Here is a 24,533-nt window from a genome sequence, read left to right as displayed (position 1 = left end):
CCCCTTCACTCGTGAACGGTCTGGTGTGGGTGGGGTGGTGCGGGAGGTACGGACGGCCGTGTTCAGGGGCCCGACGAAGGACGGATCGTCAGGCGCTCATGACCGGGACACAGGTCTTGGCCGGTCGCGCGCACGCGACGGGGTCCTCGGCCGCGGGCATCGACGACAGATGGTCGGCCTCGGAGCCGGCGGGGCGCCGGCGGAAGATGCTGTGCAGGATCATGCTGAACACGGCCGTCCCGTCGGCGGCCACCAGGGTGCACCGCGGTTTGACGGTGCCGGTGGCGGGGTTGAACGGCGACGGGGTGACGCCGAGGATCTCGACGCGCGCGGTGAGGACGTCGCCCGGACGCACGGGCCGCAGGTAGCGGACCTCGTCGATGCCGGGCGAGCCCATACAGGCGCTGTAGGCGAGCAGTCCGTCGACGTAGCGGCGCATGAACATCGCCTGGGTGTGGAACCCGCTCGCGATCAGGCCGCGGAACTGCGACCGCTCCGCGCGTTCGGGCTCCGTGTGGAAGGGCTGCGGGTCGAAGCGCCTGCCGAACTCCAGCACCTCCTCCGCCGTGACGGTGACGGCGCCCAGCTCATGGACGTCGCCGGGCCGGAAGTCCTCGAAGTAGCGCATCTCGCGCCCCCCTTGACCTAGGAGTGGTCTTTCCCTGGCACACCCCAATCTACGAATCGACCATTTATTTTGTCAACCCAAAAGACGGGCCGGAGGCCCGTCCTGAAGGGCTTGCCGTACGTCCGACCAGAGGTCTTCGACGCCCTCGATGCCCACGGACATCCGGACGAGCCCGGGAGCGACCCCGGCGGCCTCCAGGGCGGCCTCGTCCAGCTCCCGGTGGGAGGTGGACGCGGGGTGCGTCACGAGGGTCTCCACGCCCCCGAGGGAGAGCGCGAGCTTGGCCACCCGTACGCGCTCGACGAAGGCCCGGCCCGCCTCCCGGCCGCCCGCCGGCTCGAAGGAGAGCAGCCCGCCGCCGCCGGAGAGCACCTTCCCCGCGCGCTCGTACGAGGGGTGGCCGGCGAGCCGGGGGTAGTGGACGGCGGTGACGCCGGGGTGGGCGTCGAGCCGCTCGGCGAGCGCGGCGGCGTTGGCGCAGTGCTCGCGCATCCGCAGCGGCAGCGTGGGTATCCCGCGCAGGGTCAGCCAGGCCGCGAACGGGTCGGCGCAGGCGCCGAGTTCGACCGTCCGGGGCCAGACGCGACGGCGCAGTGCCTCGTCCGCGAAGACGGCGGCGCCGCCCAGCACGTCGGAGTGCCCGGAGAGGTACTTGGTGGTCGAGTGGACCACGATGTCGGCGCCGTGCTCCAGGGGGCGGCACAGCACGGGCGAGGCCAGCGAGTTGTCGACCACGCTCGTCACCCCGAGCGCGCGGGCGGCGGCCAGCAGTCCCGGCAGGTCGGGGACCTGGCCGGTGGGGTTGGCGATGGTCTCCAGGACGAGCAGCCGGGTGGCGGGATGCACGGCGGCGGCCTCCAGCTCGCCGCGGTCGTCACCGGATATCCGGACGACCTCGATCCCGTACCGCTCGGACAGGTCCGCGAGGACGGCGTGCGTGCCGCCGTACAGGCACCGCTGGGCCACCACCCGGTCGCCGGGCCGCAGGAGGGCGAGCAGGACCCCGCTGATCGCGCCCATGCCGGAGGCGAAGGCGATGGCGCCCTCGCCGCCCTCAAGGCCCGTGAGGGTCTGTTCGAGGGCCCGTACGGTCGGGTTCCCGCGACGGCTGTAGACGTACCGCCCGTCGGGGTCCGCCATCGCCCCGGCCAGCTCGGCGGCGGAGTCGAAGGCGAAGGCGGAGGACTGCACGAGAGGCACGGAGAGCGGCCAACTGCCGCTCTGGAAGGGCTCGTTGACGACGTGCACGGCACGGGTGTTCAGTTCCACGACTGTCCTTTCGAAGACCCTGACGGGGATACGGAAAAGGGGCCGCCCGACGTCCGGGGAAGGACATCGGGCGGCCCCTTCGGGGCAGTTCAGGCAGTGACCTTCTCGCCCTGCGGCGCGGGGGCGGCGGCCTCGGCCGCGAGTGCCTTGTCGCTCTTCATGACGAGGAGGGTGATCACACCGCCGAGGGCGGCGATGATCGCGGCGCCGATGAAGGCGGACGAGAAGCCGTCCGTCAGCTTCGGCAGGTTGCCGAGCTGGTCGGCGCCCTGGGACATCGCGACGGCGGTCAGCGCGGCCAGACCGAGCGCGGAGCCCACGTTGTAGGTGGTGTTGACGATGCCGGAGGCGAGACCGGCCTGCTCCTGCGGAGCACCGGACATGGCGGCGATCATCGCGGGGATGTACGCGAGGGACATGCCGAGCGCGGCGACCAGCGAGGCCGGCAGGACGTCGACGAGGAAGGAACCGGTCGGCGGGACGGCCGCCAGCCAGACCAGACCGGCCGCGAGGACCAGCAGACCGCCGCCGATGAGCGGCTTGGCCCCGAACTTCATCATGAGCCGGGCGGTGATGGCCGTCATGAAGATCATGAGGAGCACGGTCATCGGGAGCAGCGCGGCACCGGACTCGAAGGCGCCGAAGCCCAGCACCTGCTGGAGGTACAGATTGAGGAAGTACCACATCGGGATCCAGGCGGCACCGAGCAGCGTCATCGCCAGGTTGGCCGAGCCGAGGCGCGGCACCCGCCAGACGCTGAGCGGCATGAGCGGCTCGCTGATGCTCTTCTGGATCACCAGGAACAGGCCCAGGAGGACGGCGGCGCCGATCAGCTGGAGAATCGTGCCGGTGGAGCCCCAGCCGACCTCGGGGGCGCGGACCACGGCGAACACGGCGAGCGCGAGACCGGCGGTGACGGCGGCGGCTCCGAGGACGTCGACCGAGCCGCGGCGGGACTCGACGTTCGGGAGCAGCTTGGTCGCGGCGAGGGTGGCGAGGCCGATCGGGATGTAGATGATGAAGACCCACTGCCAGCTCATCCACTCGGTGAAGACACCGCCGAGGAAGACGCCCGCGGTACCGCCGGCGGGAGCGGCGGCGCCGTACAGCGCCATCGCCTTGCCGAGCTCCTTCGGGTCGTGCATGAAGAGCATCATGAGCAGGGTCATCGCCGAGGGCGCGATCAGCGCACCGCCGACGCCCTGGACGGCGCGGCCGACGATCTCGACCCAGGCGGTCTGCGCGGCGGCGGCCACGACGGAACCGGCGATCATGACCGCCCAGCCCGAGACGAAGATCTTGCGGGCGCCGACGAGGTCGGAGAGGCGTCCGCCGAGGAGCAGCAGACCGCCGAAGACGATCACATAGGCGTTGAAGATCCACTGGAGCTCGCTCTGCGAGAAGCCCAGGTCCTTCTGCATCTCGGGGAGCGCGACCCCGATGATCGACGTATCCATGATGACCATGAACTGTGCGGCGGCGAGCACGACAAGTGCCCACCAGCGCCGGGGATTGACGGTTGACATTGCCCTGACCCTTCGCTCGCTACGACCCCCGACCGAGGTCGGGGCATACCCCTAGGGGGTACCTGTGCGGAGCACCGTAGCATACCCATGGGGGGTATGTAAGAGTGAGGTGAGGACGCGTGGGAAGCACTGCCTCCGCACCCCCGGCCGGGCACAATGCCCCCATGACCGCAGACCAGGACCCCGCGCTCCTCCGGCGCTGGAACACCACCCTGCTCGCCGCCCGCGCCGGCCGCGAGGGCCCCGACCCCGCCCCCTACGGCCGCAACCTGCTCACCCGCTGGGCCGAGCCGCAGCGCCGCTATCACACGGTCGACCACCTCAGGGCGGTCCTCGACCGCGTCGACGAACTGACCGACCAGGGCGGCGAGGGCGGCGAGTTGGAGCTCGTACGGCTCGCCGCCTGGTTCCACGACGCCGTCTACCGCCCTGACCGCTCGGAGAACGAGGAACGCTCGGCGGCCCTCGCCGAGAAGGCCCTCACCGAGGCCGGACTCACCCCGCACGAGGTCACCGAGGTGGCCCGGCTCGTCCGCCTCACGACCGGCCACGACCCGGCCGGCGGCGACCTCAACGGCGAGACCCTCTGCGATGCCGACCTCGCGGTCCTGGCCTCGGACCGCGATACCTACAGGGGGTATACGGCGGCGGTGCGCGAGGAGTACGCCTTCGTCCCCGAAGCCGCCTTCCGCGAAGGCCGCGCGACGATCCTCCGCCACCTCCTCGGACTCCCCCGCCTCTTCCGCACGCCCTATGGAGCGGCGGCCTGGGAGGAGCGGGCACGGGAGAACATGGAGCGGGAACTCGCGGAACTGACGGACATGTCCGGAAAGGCCTGAACGGATCGAGTCGACCCCGAAACGTAATGAGAAAGACTCTCTGCCGCCGGTAAGATCATTTCACTTTGTCTGCACCCGCGAGAGATTCCAGGAAAAAGACCATGAGACTGCGTACGGCCCTCCCGATCGCCGCCGTATTGCCCGCCCTGCTCGCCCTGTCCGCGTGCAGCGGCGAATCATCGGATTCGGCCGACAAGAATCCGAAGGCGAGCGCGCAGAACACGCGGAGCGCCGAGGAGAAGGAGGCCGCGGAGGCGAAGAAGCTCGGCGCACTCGACACCAAACAGCTCGAAAAGGTCGCCCTCACCGGAAAGACCGCCGGATTCGACGCCAAGAAGATAGCCAAGGCTGAGGTCGAGGCCGGCCGCGGCATGGAGGCCGACAAGAAGGCCTGCCAGCCCCTCGCCAGCCTCATCGGCGGCTTCACGCACATCCCGGCCGTCAGCGAGGCGCACCGCTCGCTCCAGCCCCTCGAAGCGACCAGCGCCACCGTCGGCTCCATGTGGCTCGCCTCCCACTCCGAGGAGAACGCCGCCCGGGTCATGAAGGACCTGCGCGCCGCCGTCACCGCCTGCCCCAAGGGCTTCAAGACCCTCGGCCTGACCTACGGAAAGGTCGAGAGCCTCCCGGCGCCGAAGCTCGGTGACGAGGCCGTCGGCTACCGGATCACGGGCGACATCGGCAAGCAGAAGGTGCCGATGACGTACACGGTGGTGCGCGAGGGCGGGGTCATCGCCGCGTTCTACGGCGTGAACATGCTGGACCCCGAGCAGGCGGCGATCCCGGAGGCGGTCGTGAAGGCCCAGCTCGACCGGCTCTGAGCCGACAGGCGAAAGACCGTACACGGAAAGAAGGGGGCCTCCCCGGTGCGCAGTGCACCGGGGAGGCCCCTTACTCATTCGCTCGGACGGTCAGCCGACATTCCCCGATTCCGCCGGGAACTCCGGCGGCCAGGGCCCGTCGTACAACGACTCCCGCTCACCCATCAGCTCGTACTCCGCCTCCCGCCAGTTCGGAATGGAGGCGACGACGAAGCTGTCGCCGTCCCGCTCCAGCATCCAGGTGTAGGCGGCGTCCTCCGCCGGAATGCCGTGCCGTTCGCTGAGCACGCCGAACTCGGCAGCGGACGCCCGCCGAATGTGGAGTCCGTTCCGGTAGAAGGGCTTGAGGAACATCAGTTCCACATGCCCGAAGGAGACCTCGACCTTCGTCGTGGTCCCGTCCACCAGCGTGGCCTCACTGGCCAGGAAGAGCTGTCGGTGCGAGGGGAGAAACGCGGTGACTCTGAAGAGCCGTCCCTCCCGGATGAAATCCGTCATGACCGCCATCCTCCTCTCACTATTCGACCGGTGTTCCGTTGGCATAGGTCAGCTTCGTCGGGTACACCCGCTCGAACACCCGCTTGCCGTTCGCGTCGAGCACCGGCTTGCCGGCGTCGTCGAGCTTGGCCATGTACCACTTGATGGACGCCCACTTGCGGTACTCCATCCGGAGGGCCGCACGGAGCTTGGTCATCTCCCATGCGGTTCCGTAGCCGGTCTTCCGGATGAGCTCCCAGTCGCTGTTCGGGATCGTTTCCCCTCGCTGCAGAAGCAGGGTCAGCGCCTCGTCGGCGTTCTTGGCACCGGCGACACCGTCCAGGGTCACGGAGAGCTCCACGTTGGGGTTGGCCACCGCTCGCTCCACGCCCACGGTCCAGATGGGGCGCTCCCCCATCCCCATGGCTGCCGGGAGGTTGGTCCCGAACGCCTTGTTGTTGAATGTCTGCGCGCCGACGGACTTGGCCAGATCGTCCGAGTACGGGTTCACCCCGAGGGTGATGTGATCGCCGTCCTTCACCAGATCGCTGAGGATCTTGGTGCATTCCTTGACGACGTCGTCGTCGACCGCCGCGACGGAGAACGCCGCGAGCTTGAAGGTCCCGGTGTTCGCCGTGTCGCACGCGTCGCCGAGCTTCCGGAGGAGACGGCTGATGATGCCCTGGACGGCGGCCTCGGTCAGGCCGATGGTGCGGAGCGCCCGATAGGCGTCCATGAACCCGACGCCCATCCTGAGGGAGGCGTCCATCGCCATCACCGCGGCCTTGCCCGCCCTGAAGAGCGGGCCCGCGACGAACCAGCTGGCCGCCCAGGCGCAGTCGCCCCAGCTGCCGCCCGACAGACCCGGGGTGAGCAGCTTGGCGCAGCCGATGAAGTCGCCGAGCAGGATGTCGACCGGGTCGATGCCCGAGTTGAACTCGGTCATCGTCAGCGTGATGGTGAGGGTCTTCGTCTCGGCCTCGGTCACCTCGGGGCCGAGGTAGACGGTCTCAGCGGCGGGGCAGCTGCCCGAGGCCGTGTACGACTCCCCCGAGACCATGCACATGTACACGTCGACGTGCGACTTGTACGTGACGTCGGACGTGATCTTGCAGTCCCCGATGTGGATGATCGGGTTGCAGTTGTCCTTCTTGACGTTCTTCGGCTCACCGATGTACTCGATGTGGTCGAGGACCGCCCATGTGTCGCTGAGGCCGGTGGTGACACCCTGCGAGTTCTGCTCGCTGCTGCCGCTCTTCTCGGTGCGGTCGGCGGCGTCCTGGGCCTCCTCCGCCGCGTCCCTGGCGCCGGCGGCGGCCGTCTCGGCGGCCGTCGCGTCCGTCTCCGCCTGGGTGGCGGTATCGCGGGCGCTGGCCGCGTCCTCCTCGGCCTTGGTGGCCACGGTGCGAGCGTTGGCGGCGTCCTTCTCCGCCTCGGTCGCCGCCGCGTCCGCCGCGTTGGCGTCGGTCTGCGCGTCGCTCGCCGCCGACGACGCCGCCACGGCGTCGTTCCCGGCCGACATGGCGTAGCCGTCGGCACGGCCGGCGGCTGCCTGGGCATCCTTGGCGTCCTTCGCGGCCTGGGCCGCCGACTCCTGGGCCCGCAGGTACGCCTTGGCGGCGCGGGACGCGTCCGCCGCGGCGGACGCGGCGGCCTGCAGCGCGAGCTTCATGTCCGCGGCGGCCTGTTCGGCCAGGGCCTTCGCCTCGGCGGAGAACGCCAGGGCCTGGTTCGCCGTGGCTGCTGCCGCCGCCGCCTGCTGCTGAGCGATCGTCAGTGACTGCTGGCCGGTGAGCACCGCGAACGCGGCGGAGCTGTCGACCTCCTGGTACGGGCCGCCGAGCGAGATCGCCTCGTTCGCCGGCTTGGTCACCGCCGCGGCGGAGTCACGGGCCGCGAGGGAGGACCGTACGGCCGCGAGCGCCTTGCCCGCGGTGGTCGCCGCCCAGGCGGCGGTCTGCGTCGCCTCGGAACGGGCGGCTGCCGCCTCCGTCTTGGCGACCTTGGCCGCCGCGGTCGCCTTCTCCGACTGCTCCTTGGCACCCTTCGCGTCGGCCGCCGCCGCCTGCGAGGCGTCGATCGCCTCGGCCGCCGCCGCGTGGGCCGCTGCGGCCGAACCGGCCGCGATCCAGTACGACGCCCAGGCGCTGTCGGCCGCCGCCTTGGCGCGGGACGCGGAGCCCTGCGCCTTGGTGGCCGCCTCACGGGCGTTGGTGGCGGCGGCCGTGGCCGCGTTCGCCGACGCGCGCGCGTTGGTGGCCGCCGTGGTCGCCTCGTTCGCGGCGGAACGGGCGGTGGTCGCCGCGGCACGGGACGCCACCGCCGCGTCCGTACCCTCGTCGGCCGCGGCGTCGGCCTCCAGGGCCGCCGCCTTCGCGTTCAGCGAGTCCCGCCGCTGCTCGGCCTCCAGGGCCTTGTCGCGGGCGGCGACCGCGTCGCGCTCCGACTGCTCGGCGACGGCCCGCTTGGAGGCGGCCGTGGATCCCGCCGCCTCGGCCGAGGTACGGGCCTCGCTCGCGATCCGGCCCTGCGCGACGGCGTCGGCCTCATGGCCCGCCGCCTTGTCCCGCTCGCGCTCCGCGGTGGCCCGGTAGGCCGCCGCGTTGGCGCGCTCCAGCTCGGCGACAGCACGCGACGCATGCGCGTCGGCCGCCGCCTTCTTCGCCTCCTGCTCCTCCGCGAGGGCCGTCTCCTTGGCCTTCTTCGCGGTGGCGGCGTTCGCCGCCGCCGAGGCCGCGTAGGCGTCGGCGCTGTCCGCGGCGGCCTTCGCCTGCGCGGCGGCCTCCTGAGCGGCGATACGGCGGAACTCGGTGTTCACCGCGTGCGTCTCGGTCTGCGCCAGGGCGAGCAGCGCCTCCGACGTCGACACGGTCGCGTTCGCCGCGTTCAGCGCCGTCTCGGTCGCCTTGGAAGCGGCCGTCGCGGCCGCACCCGAAGCACGGGCGACCTGCACCGACTGCTGGGCGTACATCAGACCCCGGCCGCGCGGCACCTGGGCCGCGTCCGCGATCGTCCAGGCCTGCTGCTGGGCCGACACCGCGCGCTGCGCGGCGGCGTTGGCAGCGGTGGCCTGCTCCTTGGCGGCCGTGACCAGCGCCTGGACCTTGCCCCGAGCCTTCGCCAGGTCCGTCTTCGCCTTGTCGAAGAGGGCCTGCTTGGGCTTGAGGATGTGGTCCGGGTCCTGCTCCAGCTGATCGTGCCAGTACTTCTGCCAGCGCAGGATCTGGTCGGCGAACCAGGCCTGGCCGATGGCCTCGACCATGTTGTCGGTGGCCTTGCGGGTGGCCGCGGCGGCGTCCGCCTCGGCCTGCGTGATCAGCGTGCGCGGGGCGGCCTGGCCGGCGTACTCCGCCTCCCACTCGGCCGAGGCCTGGGAGACGGCCTCGCTCAGGGCGTTGCGCGGGTCGGTCGGGTCCGCGTGGTTGCACGTGGCCCACTGCTGCTTGAGGTCCTCGACCTCGACACGGAACTCGGGCGAGCCCTCGGTCAGCTTCTGCCGGGCGAAACCGCCGTTGCGCAGGTACGTGGCGATGTCGGCGGACGTGGTGCCACCGGAGAACCGCGTCTGGTTGACGCTGGAGTCCCGCAGCATGACGTCGGCGGCGAAGTCGTGCCAGCTGTCGAGGCCGCGGTTCTGCTCGGTGATCTGGCGGGCCTTGGCGACGGCCTCGGGGCTCGCGTTGGTGTGCGCGTCCCAGCCGATGCGGTCGGCCATCTTCGCCTGCGTGGAGTACGTGTAGGCGCTGATGTCGGCGCCGAACTCCGGTGCGTGCAGCGTGATCCCGTCGTCGAACGAGCTCATCGCGTACGGGCGGTTGGCGTCCTCCAGGAGGGCCTTGCGTGCCGCGAACGTGTCGAGGTACGCGTAACCGGCCTCCCGGTCCTGGTCACTGGCCTGCCCCAGGGGCATGAAGCCGATCCAGCCGATGTCCCCGATGACGGCCTTCAGGTCGTCGTTCGTGCCGGACAGGCCCTGGATCGCGATGGCCTTGGTCTTGGCGCCGCCCGCGTGCAGGGCGACTCCGGCGAGGCACCGGTTGAGGCGCGGGGTGCTGCGGACGTCACGGATGACGGCCGTCAGCTCGCTCAGCCGCCGCAGGGCGTTGTCGGCGTCGACGAAGATCTTCCGCAGGCCCGTGGAGACCTGCTCGATCGCCTGCGCGAGCGCGGGTATACGACCCACGATCACGGCCGACGAGGGGATGTCGACGAGCTCCCACAGGCAGTCCTCGACATCGGAACCGGCCAGGCAGTCCTTGACCTTCGCGGCGTCGAGCTGCTCGAAGAGGATCTGCCCGCCGTTCGCGGTCGCCCACTCGACGATGTCCACCGAGACGGCCGCGAGGCCCTTGCGGTAGTCGTCGACGCAGGTCTGGCCGCAGGCGTCGAGGAGGATCTGCTCCTCGCGCTGCCCGAGCACCGGCCAGTTGGAGGCGCCGCCCTTGATGGGAGTGACGCCCTGGGCCAGCGCGTCCTTGTGCGCGGCCTCGTTGCGGTCGCGCTGCTGCTGCTCGGCGAGCCTGGCGGCCTCCTCGGCAGCCGTGCTGTTCCCGGCCGCGTCGGACGCCTTCGTCTCGGCGTCCTTGGCCTCCTGCTCCGCCTGGGACGCCTTGTCCTGCGCGCCCTGGGCCGCCTCGGCGGCCCGTCCGGCCTTCTCGTTCGCCTCGGCGGCGTGCCGCTCGGCGTCGGTGGCCTCACGGTCGGCCTCGGTGGCGGCGTTGCTCGCCTCGTCCGCGGTGAGGCGGGCGGAGACGGCGTCGTTGCCGGCCTGGGTGGCGTGTCCCGAGGCGGCGTCGGAGGCAGCCTTCGCGCCCTTCTGGGCGCCGGAGGCCTCGGCCGCCGACGCCTGGGCGCGGGTCACGGCCTCGACGGCGCGGACCGAGTCGGCGGCGGCGCGTGCCGCCGCCTCGGCGGCGAGCTTCGCGTCACCGGTGGCCTGCGCGGCGGTCTGCTGCGCGGACGCGGCGGCCTCCGCGGCCTCCGTCGCCTTGGCCTCGGCCGCGGCGGCCTGCTGCTCGGCGACCGTCTTCGACGACTGGCCGACGAGCACGGCGAACGCGGCGGAGCTGTCCTTCTCCTGGTACGGCGTGCCGATGGCGATGGCGTCGCCGGCGGCGGCCACCGCTTCCTTGGCGCTGTCACGGGCGGCGAGCGCGGCCTGACCGGCGGCGTACGCACGGCCGAGAACGGTCGCGGCCGACTTCAGTGCCTCGGCGGCGCTCGTACCGGCGGCGAGCGACTCCTGCTCGGCCTTCTTGGCGAGCGCCGTGGCGTTCTCCGAGGCCGTGGCGGCGTTGTCCGCGCGGGTCGCCGCGTCCTGGGACGCGTCGAGCGCGACGGCGGCGGCGGCGTGCGCGGTGGAGGCCGCGCCGACCGACGTGTAGTACGCCGACCAGGCGTTGCCCGCGGAGGCCTGGGCCCGCTCGGCGGCGCCCTCCGCGGTGGTGGCGGCGGTCCGCGCGGTGACGGCGGCGGCCGTGGCCTGGTCCGCCGCGGTCTGCGCGGCGGTGGCGGCCGTGACGGCCTGGGTCGCGGCCGTACGGGCCGCCGTGGCGGCGGCCCGGGTCTCGGCGGCGGCGGCCGTGCCCTCGGCGGCGGTCGCCGCCGCTTCGAGGGCGGCGGCACGGGCGGCGGTGGCCTGCTTCGACCGGAGCGCGGCGACGGCCTGCTCCCGGGCGGTCTGGGCGGCCTGCGCCTTGGTGTTCGCCAGGGTGCGCTTCGCGGTGGCGTCGGTGGTCGCCGTACCGGCGGCCGTGTCGGCGCTCTGCGCCGCGGTCTTCTGCGTACCGGCCCGCTGCTCGGCCTCCACCGCCTTGGTGCGCTCGGTGGCGGCCTTGGCGCGGGAGGCGACGGCGGTGGCCTGCTCCGTCTGCGCCTTGGCACGCTCGGCGGCGGCGGTCGCGGCGGCCGTCTTGGCCTTGTCGCGCTTCTGCTCGGCCGTCGTACGGGCGGCCTTCGCGGTGTTCGCGCTCTCGGTGGCGGCCGTGGCGTTGGCCTCGGCGCTGTCGGCGGCGGCCTTCGCCTGCGCGGCGGCCTCCTCGGCGGCGACGCGGCGGAACTCCGTGCTGATGGCGTGCGACTCGGTCTGCGCCTTCGCGAGCAGCGCGTCGCTGGTCGCGATCGTCGCGTTCGCGGCGGAGAGCGCCGTCTCGGTGGCCTTCGCGGCGGCGGCGGCCGCCGCGGCGGAGGCCCGGACGACCTGCACCGACTGCTGGGCGTACATCAGGCCCCGGCCGCGCGGCACGTGCGCGGTGTCGGCGACGGCCCACGCCTCCTGCTGCGCGGTGGCCGCCTGCGCCGAGGCGGTGGCGGCCTTCGCCGCCCACGCCTTGGCCGAGGTGACCGCGGCGGAGGCGTTGGCGCGGACCTGTGCGAGGTCGGCCGTGGCCTTGTCGTAGAACGCCTGGTCGGGCTTCTCGAAGATGGTGTCCGGGTCGTTCGCGAGGGTGTCCTGCCAGTGCTTGCGCCAGGTCAGGATCTGGTCGGCGAGCCACGCCTGCCCGATGGCCTCGACCATGTCGTCGGCGGCCTCGCGGGTCGCCTTCGCGGCGTCGGCCTCCGCCTTGATGATCGTGGCGCGCTGGGCGGCCTGCCCGGCGTACTCCTGCTCCCACTCGACCATCGCGGTCATGACCGGCTCGTTGAGGACACGGCGCGGGTCGAACGGGTTCTGGTAGTCGCAGCCGGCCCAGGCCTGCTTGAGGTCCTCGACCTCGACGCGGTACTCCGGGGAGTCCTTGGCGAGGGGTGCGACGACGTAGCCGCCGTGCTTCAGGTAGGACGCGATGTCGCTGGAGGTCGTACCCCCGCTGTACTGGGTGTTCTTGACCGCGCTGTCCCGCAGCATGTCGTTCGCCGCGAAGTCGTGCCAGTCGTCCTTGCCCGCGTTCTCCTCCATGAGGGCACGGGCGCGGGTGACGGCCTCGTCGCTGGCGTTGCTGTGGCCGTCCCAGCCGAGACGCCAGGCGAGCTGGGTCTGCGTGACGAGGGTGAAGTGGGAGACGTCCTCGCCGAAGGCGGGGGCGTGCCACTCCATGCCCTCGTTGTTCCAGGCGGACTCGCGGTAGGGCTCGTTGGCGGTGTCGAGGCCGTCGGTGCGGGCCCGCACCATGGTGGCGTAGGCGCTGCCGTCCTGCTTGTCGGCGTCGGCGGCGAGGCCGAGGGGGCCGAAGCCGATCCAGCCGATGTCGCCGATGGCGTCGCGGAGCTGGGTCTCGGTGCCGGTGAGGCCCTCGATGGCCTTGGCCTTCATCTGCCCGGCGCCGAAGTGGAGCGCCACTCCGGCGAGGCAGCGGTCGAGCCGTCGTGCCGCGCCGATGCTGTTGCGGCTGAGGCCGGAGTCCTCCTCCGGCACCGTGTCGGCCGTGGCCGGGGGTGCCTGGACGAGGCCGGTGAGTACGGCCGCGGCGGTGACGAGGGCCACCGTGCTGGTGGCTCTGGTCACGGTGGACCGTAGGCGACGCCGGCGTCTGCCGGCGTCTCTGAGCAATGACATGGTCTGCCTTGATCTCTCGATCGACCGACAGCTTCAGCCATGGGCATGACAGCAGAATCCCCGGACACGGCAGGTGCCGGCGCCCACGTCCCCCACGAACCGACACTGCCGCTTGCCCTGCGACGATGTCACGCGTGATTGCTCGCGTGAAGATCAAATAAATGCCGCCAACCGTCTACGGGACGCCGAGTGCGGACAAAGCAACCGCTCGGGTGATCATCTTGTTACCGGTCGCACGGAACCTCCGCGCAGCCGGCCGTCCCAAATGTCGAGATCCCCGCCGGCCCGGGAATGACAGGCACAAACCCCTGGTTGACGCATGTCATGCCGTCAACCTCCGCCGAGCCCACCGACCCCATCGACAAGACCCCCGGGGCCACCGGGACCGCCGACGCCCACGGAGCCGCGCATCCGCCCGCGACCGTGCCCGGCGGCGACCGTCGCATGCCCCTCGCCGTCTACATCCTCGGCCTGTCCGTCTTCGCCCTCGGCACGAGCGAATTCATGCTCTCCGGCCTCCTGCCGCCCATCGCGGAGGACATGAACGTCTCCATCCCCAGCGCCGGACTGCTCATATCCGCCTTCGCGATCGGCATGGTCGTCGGCGCCCCGCTCCTCGCGGTGGCGACCCTCCGCCTCCCCCGCAAGACGACCCTCATCGCCCTGATCACCGTCTTCGGACTCGGACAGGTGGCCGGCGCCCTCGCCCCCGACTACTCCATCCTCTTCGCCTCCCGGATCGTCAGCGCCCTCGCCTGCGCCGGCTTCTGGGCGGTCGGCGCGGCCGTCGCCATCGCGATGGTCCCGGTCGGCTCACGCGCCCGCGCCATGGCCGTCATGATCGGCGGCCTCTCCATCGCCAACGTCCTCGGCGTCCCCGCCGGCGCCTTCCTCGGCGAACACCTCGGCTGGCGCTCCGCATTCTGGGCGGTCGGCCTCGCCTCCGTGATCGCGCTCGTCGGCGTGATCACCCGCATCCCGCACATCCCCCTGCCCGAGACCAAGCCCCGCCTCAAGCGCGAGCTCGCCATCTACCGCGACCGCCAGGTGCTCCTCTCCATCGTCGTCACCGCTCTCGCGGCGGGCGGTGTCTTCTGCGCCTTCTCCTACCTCGCCCCGCTCCTCACCGACGTCTCCGGACTCGACGACAGCTGGGTCTCCGGCGTCCTCGCCCTCTTCGGCATCGGCGCCGTCGTCGGCACGACCATCGGCGGCCGCGTCGCCGACGCCCACCTCTTCGGCGTCCTGCTCAGCGGCATCGCCGCCTCCACCGTCTTCCTGGTCGCCCTGGCCCTCTTCGCGTCCAGCCCGGCCGCGACGATCGTCCTGACCTTCCTCCTCGGCGTCTCCGCCTTCTACACGGCCCCCGCCCTCAACGCCCGCATGTTCAACGTCGCGGGCGCCGCCCCCACCCTCGCGGGCGCCACCACCACCGCCGCCTTCAACCTCGGCAACACCGGCGGCCCCTGGCTCGGCGGCACCGTCATCGACGCGGACCTCGGCTACGCCTCGACGGCCTGGGCCGGCGCGGCGATGACGGCCGTGGGCCTGGTGACGGCGGCCGTGGCACTCAAGCTCCACACGTCCACGTCCCGCGTGGTGACGGCCGGAACCCCCCGGCGGGAGAAGGCCGTCTCGCCCTGCTGAACCCCTCGCGGACGCGCGCGGCCGACCCCGCGCGCGTCCCCGGAAAATCGCCGCGGGGCCGGCCGTCACCGCTCTAGGGCTGTCGTCGAACTCCCGCCTGCCCTTCGGGTGACGACAGGCCCTAGGGTGGCGCGGTGACAACCCAGATGATCATTCTCAACGGTGGCTCCAGTGCCGGGAAGTCCGGCATCGTGCGGTGTCTCCAGGCCGTACTCCCCCAGCCCTGGCTGGCGTTCGGGATCGACTCCCTCATCGACGCCATGCCCGCCACGATGCGGAGCTCCGACGACGGCATCGGGTTCGCCGCCGACGGCGGCGTCAGCGTCGGGGGCGACTTCCGCGCCCTGGAGGGCGCCTGGGCCCAGGGCCTCGTCACCATGGCCCGCGCCGGCGCCCGCGTCGTCATCGACGACGTGTTCCTCGGCGGCGCCGGGTCCCAGGAACGCTGGCGGGGCTTCCTCGGCGACCTGGACGTGCTCTGGGTCGGCGTCCGGTGCGAAGCCACCGTCGCCGCGGCCCGCGAGACCGCCCGGGGCGACCGCGTCGCCGGGATGGCCGCGAAGCAGGCGGACCTCGTCCACCGGGGCGTGGTCTACGACATCGAGGTCGACACCACCCGCACCGAATCGCTCGACTGCGCCCGCGCCATCGCGGCGCGCGTCGCCTGATCCGCACGCCCCGACCTGCGCGCCTCGATCCCGTACGGGTCACACCGACGCCCGTACGGGCGCGTACCGCCTCGGCCGACCGAGGCGGGAGCGGACGAGCACGGCCCCCGTGGTGTGAGCCGGTACCGCCGAGACCAGCGGAGCGTCAGGCGGCGTGGACGTCCGAGGCGGAGACGGTCGCGCCCGGGAGCGCGTCCGGCACGAAGTCCGCGCCGAAGGACGGCGCCGGGTACATGAGGTGGGCGAGGCGGGACTGCTCCTGGCGCATGTGCATGAACGATTCCAGGATGTACCCGACCAGGAGCACGAGCACCGCGATGATCATGACGGAGGCGGCCAGGATGGCGGTGGGGAAGCGCGGAACCGTGCCGCTCTCCAGGAACTCGGCGATCACCGGGACGCCCATGGCGAGCGAGACGAGCGCCAGCAGGCCCGCGATGGTGGAGTGGAACAGGGAGGGTCGCTGGCGGCGGGCGAGGCCCAGGATCAGCTTCAGGATGCGCCAGCCGTCCCGGTAGGTGCGGAGCTTACTGACGCTGCCGGCCGGCCGGTCCTTGAAGTCGACCTCCAGCTCCGCGGTGGGCAGGCGCAGGCTGAGGGCGTGCACCGTCATCTCGGTCTCGGTCTCGAACTCCCGCGAGAGGGCGGGGAACGACTTGATGAAGCGGCGGGAGAACACCCGGTAGCCGCTCAGCATGTCGCTGACGTCGTTGCCGAACAGCGACCGCACGGCGCCGGTGAGCATCTTGTTGCCGACCGCGTGACCGGCCCGGTAGGCCGTGTCGGTTATCTCGCGACGGGCGCCGACGATGTGGTCGTAGGGGCCTTCGAAGAGCAGGTCGACCATCTCGCGGGCGCGCGTGGCGTCGTAGGTGTCGTCGCCGTCGATGATCAGCAGCGCGTCGGCCTCGACATCGGCGAAGGCCCGTCGGATCACATTGCCCTTGCCCTTGCGCGGCTCCTGCCGCACGATCGCTCCGGCCTTGAGGGCCTCGGCGATGGTGTTGTCCGTGGAGGCGTTGTCGTACACGTAGATGACAGCCTCGGGAAGTGCTGCGCGCAGGTCACGGACGACCTTGCCGATCGCGGCCTCCTCGTTGTAACAGGGGACGACGCAAGCGATCACGGGGCTCATGTGAGGGTTCCTCTTGGTTACAACGAACGATGTGAAGTGTTCGAGAAATTCGTGGGGATGCTACCCCGCGTTTGTAGATTTCGGTCGCACAAGTTTACGTTTCCGCCATGATGCGGTTGATGGCCTGGAGCCGACGCGCGCCCTCGTGGGCGCGGAACATGGGGCGGGAGGTCGCGGCCTTCGGCGTCGTCGGAGCACTCGCGTTCGTCGTGGAGACCGCGAGCTTCAATCTTCTGACCTTCGGTTACCCGTCTTCCGACGGCGGGACCCTCGGGAGCATGCCGGTCGTCGCATCGGTCGTCGCCACCCTGCTCGCCATGGTCGTGAGCTGGGTCGGCAACCGCTACTGGACCTACCGGGACCGCCGTGGTGCCGTCGACCGGCGTGAGCTCACGCTGTTCGTGGGCGTCAACCTGGTGGGCATGGCGGTCACCGCCTTCCCCCTGTACATCTCCCACGAACTCCTGGGTCTCGGGTCGCCCCTCAGCGACAACGCGGCCCGGCTCGCCGGCTGGGCGGCGGCGACACTGCTGCGCTTCATCGCCTACCGCAGCCTCGTGTTCACCCGCCCCTGAGAGGACCCGACCCACATGCCCGGCACCATCGACCGGTGGACCGCGACGCTACGCGACGCCCGACGGCGCGGCTCACTCTGGCCGTGGGCCCTGGCAGCCATCGCCGCGGTCTGCGCCTACGCCGTGTCCGTCGTGTTCCACCCCGGATACTTCAGCGCGGACAGCCTCGTACAGATGAAGCAGGCGCTGGGCGAGATGCCTATGGAGGACTGGCACCCTCCGGTGATGGCCCTCCTGTGGAAGATCCTCATCGACTCCACGGGCGCCGTCTCGGCCATGGCCGCTCTGCAGACCGTCGCGCTGTGGGTACCGCTGTGGCTCCTCGCCACGCTGGTGTGGAAGAAGACCGGCAGTCGCGGACTCTCCCTCGCGATGCTCGCCGTCGGCCTGGCCCCGCACATCGTGACCTTCACGGGGGTGGTGTGGAAGGACGTGCACCTGGCGTACGCCCTGCTCGCGGCCTGCGTGGTCGCGCTCATCGCGCGTGAGGTGCCGTCCGGCCGGACCAAGACCCGCTGGGTTCTCCTCGCCGTGGGCGTGCTGTTCCTCGCGTACGCCATCCTGGTCCGCAAGAACGCCTTCCCCGCCGTCATCCCGGTCTTCGTCCTGCTGGTCCTCGCGCTCTGGCCCGCCCCGGGCCGCCGCCGCTGGCTCGTCGCCACCGGTGTGCTCGTCGCGGTCACCGCCGGCGCCAATGCCGCCGTGACCGCCGCCGCGGATCCGCTGCCCACCCGCCAGTACGCGCAGATCCCGCTGGACGACCTCGTCCACGTACTCACCCCGGCCCAAGTGCGTGCCGCCGCCGACCGGGCCGGCGCCGATCCGGCCCTGCGCGACGCCCTGGCCGCCGCCGCCACCACGTGCCAGACCAAGAAGATCCCCTCGGACTCCTACTTCCACTGCTACCAGCGCGACACCGCACCCGACCCGCTGTCTCCGCGGAACGTCGACGTCATCCTGGAGATGTGGACCCAGCAGATGCCCAAGCACTGGCAGGGCTACGCCGAGTATCGCCTCCAGCTCTTCGGCAAGCTGCTCTTCCAGAGCAACTACCCCTTCCAGAACGGCACGCGGGCCCTGCCGTCGCAGCAGCCCGACGCCATCGTGGACACCCCCTCCAACGAGTTCCTGAAGTCCACCCTGCGGTACTACGTGCTCGGCTTCGTCCGTGACGTTCCGTTCCTCTTCCAGGGCTGGTTCTGGCTGGCCGTCTCCCTGGTCCTCGCGCTGCGTCGCCGGTGGATCGGCCCCTACACCCGAGAGCTCCGGCTGCTCGGCGCCAGCTCGACCCTGTACATCCTGGCCTACCTGCCCACCTCGCCCGAGTCCAACTACCGCTACGTGTACTGGCCCGCCCTCGCCGGGACCGTCGCCGTGCTGCTGATCGTCTCCGCCCACGTGGTGAGGCGCCGGGAGAAGGCCGCCGCGAAGGCCGTGGCCGACGCGGGGGAGGCCCCCGCCGCCAGGCCCACCGAATCGCCGGCCGGACAGCCTGCCTGAAACGCCCGAACGAAGCACCCGAAGGGGCGGCCCGGATCACTCCGTGCCGCCCCTTCGGCGTTGCCAGGGCAGGCTCCTCGGCGCCCCGTCAGGGCTCCGGGCCCGCCCGTCAGCGCCCCGGCCGTCAGGGCGCCGGCCGCCCCTTCGGCCGTCGCAGCCCCGCCTCCGTGAGCCGCCGCAGCAGCTCCTTCGACCCGACCTCGACCGCGCCGCCCTCCACCGCGTCCCGGTACCGGTCGGAGGGGATGTCGTAGTGGTCCCGCTCGAAGGCGCGGGGCGGGGCGCCGATCGAGGCGGCGAAGGCGTGCAGCTCGTCGAAGGAGACATCGCTGACCAGGTGGGACCACATGCGCCCGTGCCCCGGCCAGGTCGGGGGGTCGATGTAGAGGGTCACGTCAGTCCGCCCACCGGGGCGACGACCACGCCCTGCTTGCCGCAGACCCAGTGCGGGTCCGGGCCGAGCTCGGGTTCCACGTCCAGGGCGTGCGGGTCGCCGGTGGAGCAGACCGGGCAGAGCGGCCAGCGTCCGTAGCGTTCGAGCAGGGCGTCCTGGACGTCCTGGGCGACGAGTCCGGCGACGTACGTGACGCCTTCGGGCCACTGCTCGACCCACCAGCGCCGGTGGGTCACGGCGTCCTCCACCATCGACACGACCTCGGCGGCGGCGACCTCGCGGGCCACCAGGTCGGCCAGTACCAGCGCGCGAGCGGCGTGGAGCGCCTGCTCCACGGGGTCGATGTCGTCCATGGACTCATTGTCACTCGCCACGGGAGAACCGTACGAACGCCGCCGGCCGGCCGTACGACCGCCGCGCTGCCGACCGTACGAAAAGGACCAAGGTCCCCTCCCAATCCGGGACCGACGGGGTCTTGTCGCCCACCCCTGCCGAAAGTATCTTTCAGACGTGACCAATGTTGTGAAGGAAAGTTTCACGAGCGACGCGCCGCCCGCACCCGCCGCCCTCGCGGCCAAGGTCCGGACCCTCGCGCCGTCCATGACCCGCTCGATGCAGCGGGTCGCCGAGGCCGTCGCCGGAGACCCGGCCGGCTGCGCCGCGCTCACGGTCACCGGCCTCGCCGAGCTCACCGGGACCAGCGAGGCGACCGTCGTCCGCACCGCCCGCCTCCTCGGCTACCCCGGCTACCGCGACCTCCGGCTCGCCCTCGCCGGGCTCGCCGCCCAGCAGCAGTCCGGCCGGGCGCCCGCCGTCACCGCCGACATCGCCGTCGACGACCCGATCGCCGACGTCGTCGCCAAGCTGGCCTACGACGAGCAGCAGACCCTCGCCGACACCGCCGCCGGACTCGACACCGTCCAGCTCGGCGCCGCCGTCGCCGCCCTCGCCACCGCCCGCCGCATCGACATCTACGGCGTCGGCGCCTCCGGCCTCGTCGCCCAGGACCTCGGCCAGAAACTCCTCCGCATCGGCCTGCTCGCCCACGCCCACAGCGACCCGCACCTCGCGGTCACCAACGCCGTGCAGCTGCGCTCCGGGGACGTGGCCATCGCCATCACCCACTCCGGCTCCACCGGCGACGTCATAGAACCGCTCCGGGTGGCCTTCGACCACGGTGCCACCACGGTCGCGATCACCGGCCGCCCGGACGGCCCGGTCACCCAGTACGCCGACCACGTCCTGACCACCTCCACCGCCCGCGAGAGCGAACTGCGCCCCGCGGCCATGTCGTCCCGCACCAGCCAACTCCTGGTCGTGGACTGCCTGTTCACCTGCGTCACCCAGCGTACGTACGAGACGGCGGCCCCTGCCCTCGCCGCCTCGTACGAAGCCCTCGCCCACCGCCACTCACCCCGCACCCGCTGACCGGCCCACGAAGCCACCCGCACCCGCTGACCGGCCCATCAGGCCGCCCGAACCCCCCGCACCCGCCGCACCACCCACGAAAGAGCCTCTCGTGTCCACCACGTACTCCGAACTGCGCGCCCAGCTGGCCACCCTCACCACCGAAGCGTTCCGTCCGGAACTGGCCGAGATCGACCAGCTCCCCACCGCCGAGATCGCCGCGCTCATGAACGACGAGGACGCCACCGTCCCCGCCGCCGTCGCCCGGCAGCTCCCCGCCATCGCCGCCGCGATCGACGCCACCGCCGAACGCATGGCCCGCGGCGGACGGCTCCTCTACATGGGCGCGGGCACCGCCGGCCGCCTCGGCGTCCTCGACGCCAGCGAATGCCCGCCCACCTTCAACACCGACCCCTCCCGGGTCGTCGGCCTGATCGCGGGCGGCCCGTCCGCCATGGTCAAGGCCGTCGAAGGCGCCGAGGACTCCAAGGAACTCGCCGCCGAGGACCTCACCGCCCTCGGCGTCACCGCGGACGACACCGTCGTCGGCATCTCCGCCTCGGGCCGCACCCCGTACGCCATCGGCGCCGTCGAGCACGCCCGCGCCCACGGCGCCCTCACCATCGGCCTGTCCTGCAACGCGGACAGCGCGCTCGCCGCCGCCGCCGAACACGGCATCGAGGTCGTCCCCGGCCCCGAGCTGCTCACCGGCTCCACCCGGCTCAAGGCGGGCACCGCCCAGAAGCTCGTCCTCAACATGATCTCGACGATCACCATGATCCGGCTCGGCAAGACCTACGGAAACCTCATGGTCGACGTCCGCGCCTCCAACGAGAAGCTCCAGGCCCGCTCGCGGCGGATCGTCGCACTGGCCACCGGAGCCCCGGACGAGCAGATCGAGGCCGCCCTCACCGCCGCCGACGGGGAGGTGAAGAACGCGATCCTCATGATCCTCGCCGACATCGACGCCCCGACGGCCGCCCAGCGGCTCACCGTCTCCCAGGGGCACCTGCGTGCGGCGCTGCACGCGAAGTCCAGCTGAGCCCCCTCCCCTCACAGCAAGGCACCACCGCACCATGAGCACAGACGACAAGAACCGCGCCATCGCCGCCGCGATCCTCCCCCTCGTCGGCGGCGCCGAGAACATCAGCTCCGTGGCCCACTGCATGACCCGCCTCCGGCTGGGACTGCGTGACCGCTCGCTCGTCCGGGACGAGGCCCTCAAGGCCCTGCCCTCGGTGATGGGTGTGGTGGAGGACGACACGTACCAGATCGTCCTCGGCCCCGGCACCGTCGCCCGCGTGACCCCGGAGATCGAGGCCCTGGTGGCGGCGGCGCCGAAGGCGGCCCACTCGGCCGACGACCTGGCGGCGCAGGGCGCCGCGATCAAGTCGGCGCAGAAGGCGAAGAACGCCACCCCGTTCAAGCTCTTCCTCCGCCGGATCGCGAACATCTTCGTCCCGCTGATCCCCGCCCTCATCGGCTGCGGCATCATCGCCGGCCTCAACGGCCTGCTGATCAACCTCGGCTGGCTGCCCGGCGTCACCCCCGCGCTCGCGGCGATCGCCAGCGGCTTCATGGCGCTCATCGCCGTCTTCGTCGGCTACAACACGGCCAAGGAGTTCGGCGGTACGGCGATCCTCGGCGGCGCGGTCGCGGCGATCATCGTCTTCCCCGGCGTCGCGAAGATCGACGCCTTCGGCCAGACGCTCTCCCCCGGCCAGGGCGGTGTGCTCGGCGCGCTCGGCGCGGCGGTCCTCGCGGTGTACGTGGAGAAGTGGTGCCGCCGCTGGGTGCCGGAGGCCCTGGACGTCCTGGTCACCCCGACCCTGACCGTGCTGATCTCGGGCCTGGCCACCATCTTCGGCCTGATGTTCCTGGCCGGTGAGATCTCCACCGCCATCGGCGAGTTCGCCAACTGGCTCCTCGAGCACGCGGGCGCCGGAGCCGGCTTCCTCCTCGGCGGCCTGTTCCTGCCGCTGGTGATGCTGGGCCTGCACCAGGCGCTCATCCCGATCCACACCACGCTGATCGAGCAGCAGGGGTACACGGTCCTGCTCCCCATCCTCGCGATGGCCGGCGCGGGCCAGGTCGGCGCGGCCATGGCCGTCTACCTCAAGCTCCCCCGCAACGGCTCCATCCGCCGCACCATCAAGTCCGCCCTCCCGGCCGGCTTCCTGGGCGTCGGCGAGCCCCTGATCTACGGTGTCTCGCTCCCGCTCGGCCGCCCGTTCATCACGGCCTGCGTCGGCGGCGCGTTCGGCGGCGGCTTCATCGGACTCTTCAGCATGCTGGGCGACTCGGTCGGCTCGACGGCGATCGGCCCGTCGGGCTGGGCGCTCTTCCCGCTCCTCGACGGCAACAAGGGCCTGGGCGCGACGATCGCGATCTACGCGGGCGGGCTGCTGATCGGCTACCTGGCGGGCTTCGTGGCGACGTACTTCTGGGGCTTCAGCAAGGAACTCCTGGAGGAGTTCAACGTGGAGACGGAGACGGAGACGGCGGAGGTGACGGTGGCGACGGGCGGCACCCCGCCGAAGACCCCCGAGCCGGAACCGGCAAAGGTCTGACGACCAAGGTGCCAAGCAGGGGAGGGAGGGCCCGGCCGGAGAAATCCGACCGGGCCCTCCCTTGTGCGTCCTACGCCCTACCGGCAGAGAACGTCGGCCTCGGGCCGCACGCCCTCCGTGAGGAACCGGGTCACGGCCGTGTCCCCGCACGCGTTGCCGTTCCCGAGGTAGACCCCGTGCCCGCCGTGGTCGACGGAGACGAGCCGGGCCCGCTGGCCGAGGGCGGCGCGCATGGCGAGGCCCTTGGAGTACGGGGTGGAGGGGTCGCGCAGGTTCTGGATCATGAGGATGTTGGACGGCCCGTGGTCGGTGATGCGGACGGGCTTCTCGGTGGCGCCGCCCTTCCAGTACGCGCAGGGGGTGACGTTCACGGGCAGGCCGGCGGTCAGCGGGTGGGCGGCGCGGTCGGCGGTGACGGCCCGCTGGTAGGAGCGGACGGGGGACCGGGGCCAGTCGACGTCGTTGCAGATGACGCCGACGGTGATGGCGGCGGCGTCGTCGGGCATCGGGCCGGCGAGCTCGCGGGGCAGTACGGGCACGCCGGCGGGGTCGAGGGCGTCGGTCACGAGCTGGGCGAAGGAGGGGAAGAAGGCGTCGGAGTAGAGGGCCTGCTGAAGGGCCTGGAGGAGCATGGTGCCGGTCAGGGGCGCGCCGGGGGTGTTCGAAGGGTGCGGCTCCCGGTCGAGCCGGGCGGCGAGATCGATCACCAACGGCCGTACGTCCTCGGCGCGTTCGGCGAGCCGCAGCCCCTGGTCGGCCCGGTCGGGGTGGGCGGCCCAGGCGGCGAAGTCCGGGAAGCGGTCCTCGGCGCCCTGCGCCATGCCCACGAGCCAGCCGCGGGCGACGCGCTTGGGGTCGGGGTCGTTGCTGCTGTCGAGGACCCAGCGGTCGGTGCGGTCCGGGTACTTCTCGGCGTAGGCGGCGGCGACGTAGGTCCCGTACGACACGCCCCAGGCGGACAGCTTGCGCTCGCCGAGGGCCTGGCGGAGGCGTTCGAGGTCGCGCACCTGGTTGGCGGTGGTCAGCCCGCGCAGCATGGCGCCGCCGTTGCGGGCACAGGCTTCGGCGATCCGCTTGGACCGGGCGACGTTCTCGTCGATGCCGCCACCGGCGCCGGGCCAGGACCGCAGGGTGACCATCCACCGGTCGCCCTCGTCGAGCCCGCACCGCGCCTTCGCGGAGCCGCCGATGCCGCGCGGGTCGAAGGCGACGAGGTCGTAGGCGCCGTCCAGCTGCCCGGCGAGGACGGCCCCCTTCTGGGCGAGCCGCTGCACACCGGAACTGCCGGGCCCGCCGGGAATGACCATGAGCGAGCCGCGCCGCGCCTCGGGCCGGGTGCTCCGGAGGCGGGAGACGGCGAGCTGGATCTGTTCGCCGTCGGGATCGGCGTAGTCGAGGGGTACGGAGAGCTTGGCGCACTCCTGCGCGGGAAGCGGCTTCACGGCGGGGTCGCAGACCCCCCAGTCGAGCCCGGCGGCGACGGCGGGGGCACCCCCACCGGATACGACCCCGGCGCCGGCGACGGCGACGACGGAGAGGGCGAGAATCAGGGCCTTGCGTCCACGGTTCGTTGTCATGCGCA

General features: G+C 71.9%; 18 protein-coding genes. 9 read left to right on the top strand and 9 right to left on the bottom strand.

What is annotated here, in order from left to right:
* Positions 1–88: 88 nt before the first annotated feature.
* The 3 genes from V4Y03_RS18925 to V4Y03_RS18915 form a co-directional block, all read right to left on the bottom strand.
* Positions 89–628: a MaoC family dehydratase gene (locus V4Y03_RS18925; RefSeq protein ID WP_332435671.1), complete on the bottom strand. Its 540-nt coding sequence runs from the start codon at positions 626–628 to the stop codon at positions 89–91.
* Positions 629–700: 72 nt separating this feature from the next.
* Complete coding sequence (locus tag V4Y03_RS18920; RefSeq protein WP_332435670.1) at positions 701–1,897, bottom strand: trans-sulfuration enzyme family protein; 1,197 nt, start codon at positions 1,895–1,897, stop codon at positions 701–703.
* Between the two features lie 89 nt (positions 1,898–1,986).
* Complete coding sequence (locus V4Y03_RS18915) at positions 1,987–3,423, bottom strand: MFS transporter (RefSeq protein WP_317873843.1); 1,437 nt, start codon at positions 3,421–3,423, stop codon at positions 1,987–1,989.
* A 164-nt stretch (positions 3,424–3,587) separates the two neighbouring features.
* On the opposite strand from V4Y03_RS18915, the gene V4Y03_RS18910 reads away from it, so the two are divergent.
* Both V4Y03_RS18910 and V4Y03_RS18905 read left to right on the top strand, forming a co-directional pair.
* Entirely contained in the window at positions 3,588–4,262 is a 675-nt protein-coding gene (locus V4Y03_RS18910; RefSeq protein WP_332435669.1) for an HD domain-containing protein, read from the top strand.
* Positions 4,263–4,363: 101 nt separating this feature from the next.
* Complete coding sequence (locus V4Y03_RS18905; RefSeq protein WP_332435668.1) at positions 4,364–5,083, top strand: hypothetical protein; 720 nt, start codon at positions 4,364–4,366, stop codon at positions 5,081–5,083.
* Between the two features lie 90 nt (positions 5,084–5,173).
* Here V4Y03_RS18905 and V4Y03_RS18900 read toward each other — a convergent pair whose 3' ends face one another.
* Together V4Y03_RS18900 and V4Y03_RS18895 are read right to left on the bottom strand one after the other, a co-directional pair.
* A complete protein-coding gene (locus V4Y03_RS18900) occupies positions 5,174–5,581 on the bottom strand; it encodes a hypothetical protein (protein ID WP_332435667.1) in 408 nt (135 codons plus the stop codon).
* Positions 5,582–5,600: 19 nt separating this feature from the next.
* On the bottom strand, positions 5,601–13,004 hold the full coding sequence (locus V4Y03_RS18895) for a polymorphic toxin type 27 domain-containing protein (RefSeq protein WP_332435666.1): 7,404 nt from the start codon (positions 13,002–13,004) through the stop codon (positions 5,601–5,603).
* Positions 13,005–13,499: 495 nt separating this feature from the next.
* On the opposite strand from V4Y03_RS18895, the gene V4Y03_RS18890 reads away from it, so the two are divergent.
* Together V4Y03_RS18890 and cpt are read left to right on the top strand one after the other, a co-directional pair.
* Complete coding sequence (locus V4Y03_RS18890; RefSeq protein ID WP_332437224.1) at positions 13,500–14,702, top strand: Cmx/CmrA family chloramphenicol efflux MFS transporter; 1,203 nt, start codon at positions 13,500–13,502, stop codon at positions 14,700–14,702.
* Positions 14,703–14,848: 146 nt separating this feature from the next.
* Entirely contained in the window at positions 14,849–15,370 is a 522-nt protein-coding gene (cpt, locus tag V4Y03_RS18885) for a chloramphenicol phosphotransferase CPT (protein WP_332437223.1), read from the top strand.
* A 145-nt stretch (positions 15,371–15,515) separates the two neighbouring features.
* Here the strand turns inward: cpt and V4Y03_RS18880 are convergent, their stop codons facing one another.
* A complete protein-coding gene (locus tag V4Y03_RS18880) occupies positions 15,516–16,505 on the bottom strand; it encodes a glycosyltransferase family 2 protein (protein ID WP_317877526.1) in 990 nt (329 codons plus the stop codon).
* 119 nt (positions 16,506–16,624) lie between these two features.
* On the opposite strand from V4Y03_RS18880, the gene V4Y03_RS18875 reads away from it, so the two are divergent.
* Both V4Y03_RS18875 and V4Y03_RS18870 read left to right on the top strand, forming a co-directional pair.
* Positions 16,625–17,080 carry a GtrA family protein gene (locus V4Y03_RS18875; RefSeq protein WP_332435665.1) on the top strand — a complete coding sequence of 152 codons (456 nt, stop codon included), beginning with the start codon at positions 16,625–16,627 and terminating at the stop codon, positions 17,078–17,080.
* 15 nt (positions 17,081–17,095) lie between these two features.
* Positions 17,096–18,580, top strand: a complete 1,485-nt coding sequence (locus V4Y03_RS18870) for a hypothetical protein (RefSeq protein WP_332435664.1) — start codon at positions 17,096–17,098, stop codon at positions 18,578–18,580.
* Between the two features lie 124 nt (positions 18,581–18,704).
* Here V4Y03_RS18870 and V4Y03_RS18865 read toward each other — a convergent pair whose 3' ends face one another.
* Both V4Y03_RS18865 and V4Y03_RS18860 read right to left on the bottom strand, forming a co-directional pair.
* Positions 18,705–18,974 (bottom strand): DUF4031 domain-containing protein, encoded by a 270-nt coding sequence (locus V4Y03_RS18865; protein ID WP_317877529.1) that lies wholly within the window; start codon positions 18,972–18,974, stop codon positions 18,705–18,707.
* Complete coding sequence (locus V4Y03_RS18860) at positions 18,971–19,327, bottom strand: hypothetical protein (protein ID WP_317877532.1); 357 nt, start codon at positions 19,325–19,327, stop codon at positions 18,971–18,973. Before V4Y03_RS18860 ends, V4Y03_RS18865 begins: the two co-directional genes overlap by 4 nt.
* Before the next feature lie 157 nt (positions 19,328–19,484).
* On the opposite strand from V4Y03_RS18860, the gene V4Y03_RS18855 reads away from it, so the two are divergent.
* The 3 genes from V4Y03_RS18855 to V4Y03_RS18845 all read left to right on the top strand — a co-directional run bounded on the left by V4Y03_RS18855 (position 19,485) and on the right by V4Y03_RS18845 (position 22,951).
* Positions 19,485–20,402 (top strand): MurR/RpiR family transcriptional regulator, encoded by a 918-nt coding sequence (locus V4Y03_RS18855; protein ID WP_332435663.1) that lies wholly within the window; start codon positions 19,485–19,487, stop codon positions 20,400–20,402.
* A gap of 91 nt (positions 20,403–20,493) precedes the next feature.
* Entirely contained in the window at positions 20,494–21,423 is a 930-nt protein-coding gene (gene murQ / locus V4Y03_RS18850; RefSeq protein ID WP_332435662.1) for an N-acetylmuramic acid 6-phosphate etherase, read from the top strand.
* A gap of 34 nt (positions 21,424–21,457) precedes the next feature.
* Positions 21,458–22,951 carry a PTS transporter subunit EIIC gene (locus V4Y03_RS18845; RefSeq protein WP_332435661.1) on the top strand — a complete coding sequence of 498 codons (1,494 nt, stop codon included), beginning with the start codon at positions 21,458–21,460 and terminating at the stop codon, positions 22,949–22,951.
* Positions 22,952–23,028: 77 nt separating this feature from the next.
* Here V4Y03_RS18845 and V4Y03_RS18840 read toward each other — a convergent pair whose 3' ends face one another.
* The gene (locus tag V4Y03_RS18840) at positions 23,029–24,528 is read right to left on the bottom strand and encodes an alpha/beta hydrolase (RefSeq protein ID WP_332435660.1); all 1,500 of its coding nucleotides are present in this window, start codon (positions 24,526–24,528) and stop codon (positions 23,029–23,031) included.
* Positions 24,529–24,533: the final 5 nt, after the last annotated feature.

The organism is Streptomyces sp. P9-A4 (genome assembly GCF_036634195.1).
In the GTDB taxonomy this organism is placed as follows: Bacteria; Actinomycetota; Actinomycetes; order Streptomycetales; family Streptomycetaceae; genus Streptomyces.
The sequence above is the reverse complement of the archived record's forward strand: the minus strand, read 5'-3'. Positions and strand labels throughout refer to the sequence as shown.

Coding starts and splice junctions, on each gene's coding strand:
- V4Y03_RS18900 (WP_332435667.1), bottom strand. CDS start 5,581: ATGACGGATTTCATCCGGGAGGGACGGCTCTTCAGAGTCACCGCGTTT.
- V4Y03_RS18840 (WP_332435660.1), bottom strand. CDS start 24,528: ATGACAACGAACCGTGGACGCAAGGCCCTGATTCTCGCCCTCTCCGTC.
- V4Y03_RS18870 (WP_332435664.1), top strand. CDS start 17,096: ATGCCCGGCACCATCGACCGGTGGACCGCGACGCTACGCGACGCCCGA.
- V4Y03_RS18845 (WP_332435661.1), top strand. CDS start 21,458: ATGAGCACAGACGACAAGAACCGCGCCATCGCCGCCGCGATCCTCCCC.
- V4Y03_RS18910 (WP_332435669.1), top strand. CDS start 3,588: ATGACCGCAGACCAGGACCCCGCGCTCCTCCGGCGCTGGAACACCACC.
- V4Y03_RS18860 (WP_317877532.1), bottom strand. CDS start 19,327: ATGGACGACATCGACCCCGTGGAGCAGGCGCTCCACGCCGCTCGCGCG.
- cpt (WP_332437223.1), top strand. CDS start 14,849: ATGATCATTCTCAACGGTGGCTCCAGTGCCGGGAAGTCCGGCATCGTG.
- V4Y03_RS18890 (WP_332437224.1), top strand. CDS start 13,500: ATGCCCCTCGCCGTCTACATCCTCGGCCTGTCCGTCTTCGCCCTCGGC.
- V4Y03_RS18915 (WP_317873843.1), bottom strand. CDS start 3,423: ATGTCAACCGTCAATCCCCGGCGCTGGTGGGCACTTGTCGTGCTCGCC.
- V4Y03_RS18925 (WP_332435671.1), bottom strand. CDS start 628: ATGCGCTACTTCGAGGACTTCCGGCCCGGCGACGTCCATGAGCTGGGC.
- V4Y03_RS18875 (WP_332435665.1), top strand. CDS start 16,625: ATGGCCTGGAGCCGACGCGCGCCCTCGTGGGCGCGGAACATGGGGCGG.
- V4Y03_RS18905 (WP_332435668.1), top strand. CDS start 4,364: ATGAGACTGCGTACGGCCCTCCCGATCGCCGCCGTATTGCCCGCCCTG.
- V4Y03_RS18880 (WP_317877526.1), bottom strand. CDS start 16,505: ATGAGCCCCGTGATCGCTTGCGTCGTCCCCTGTTACAACGAGGAGGCC.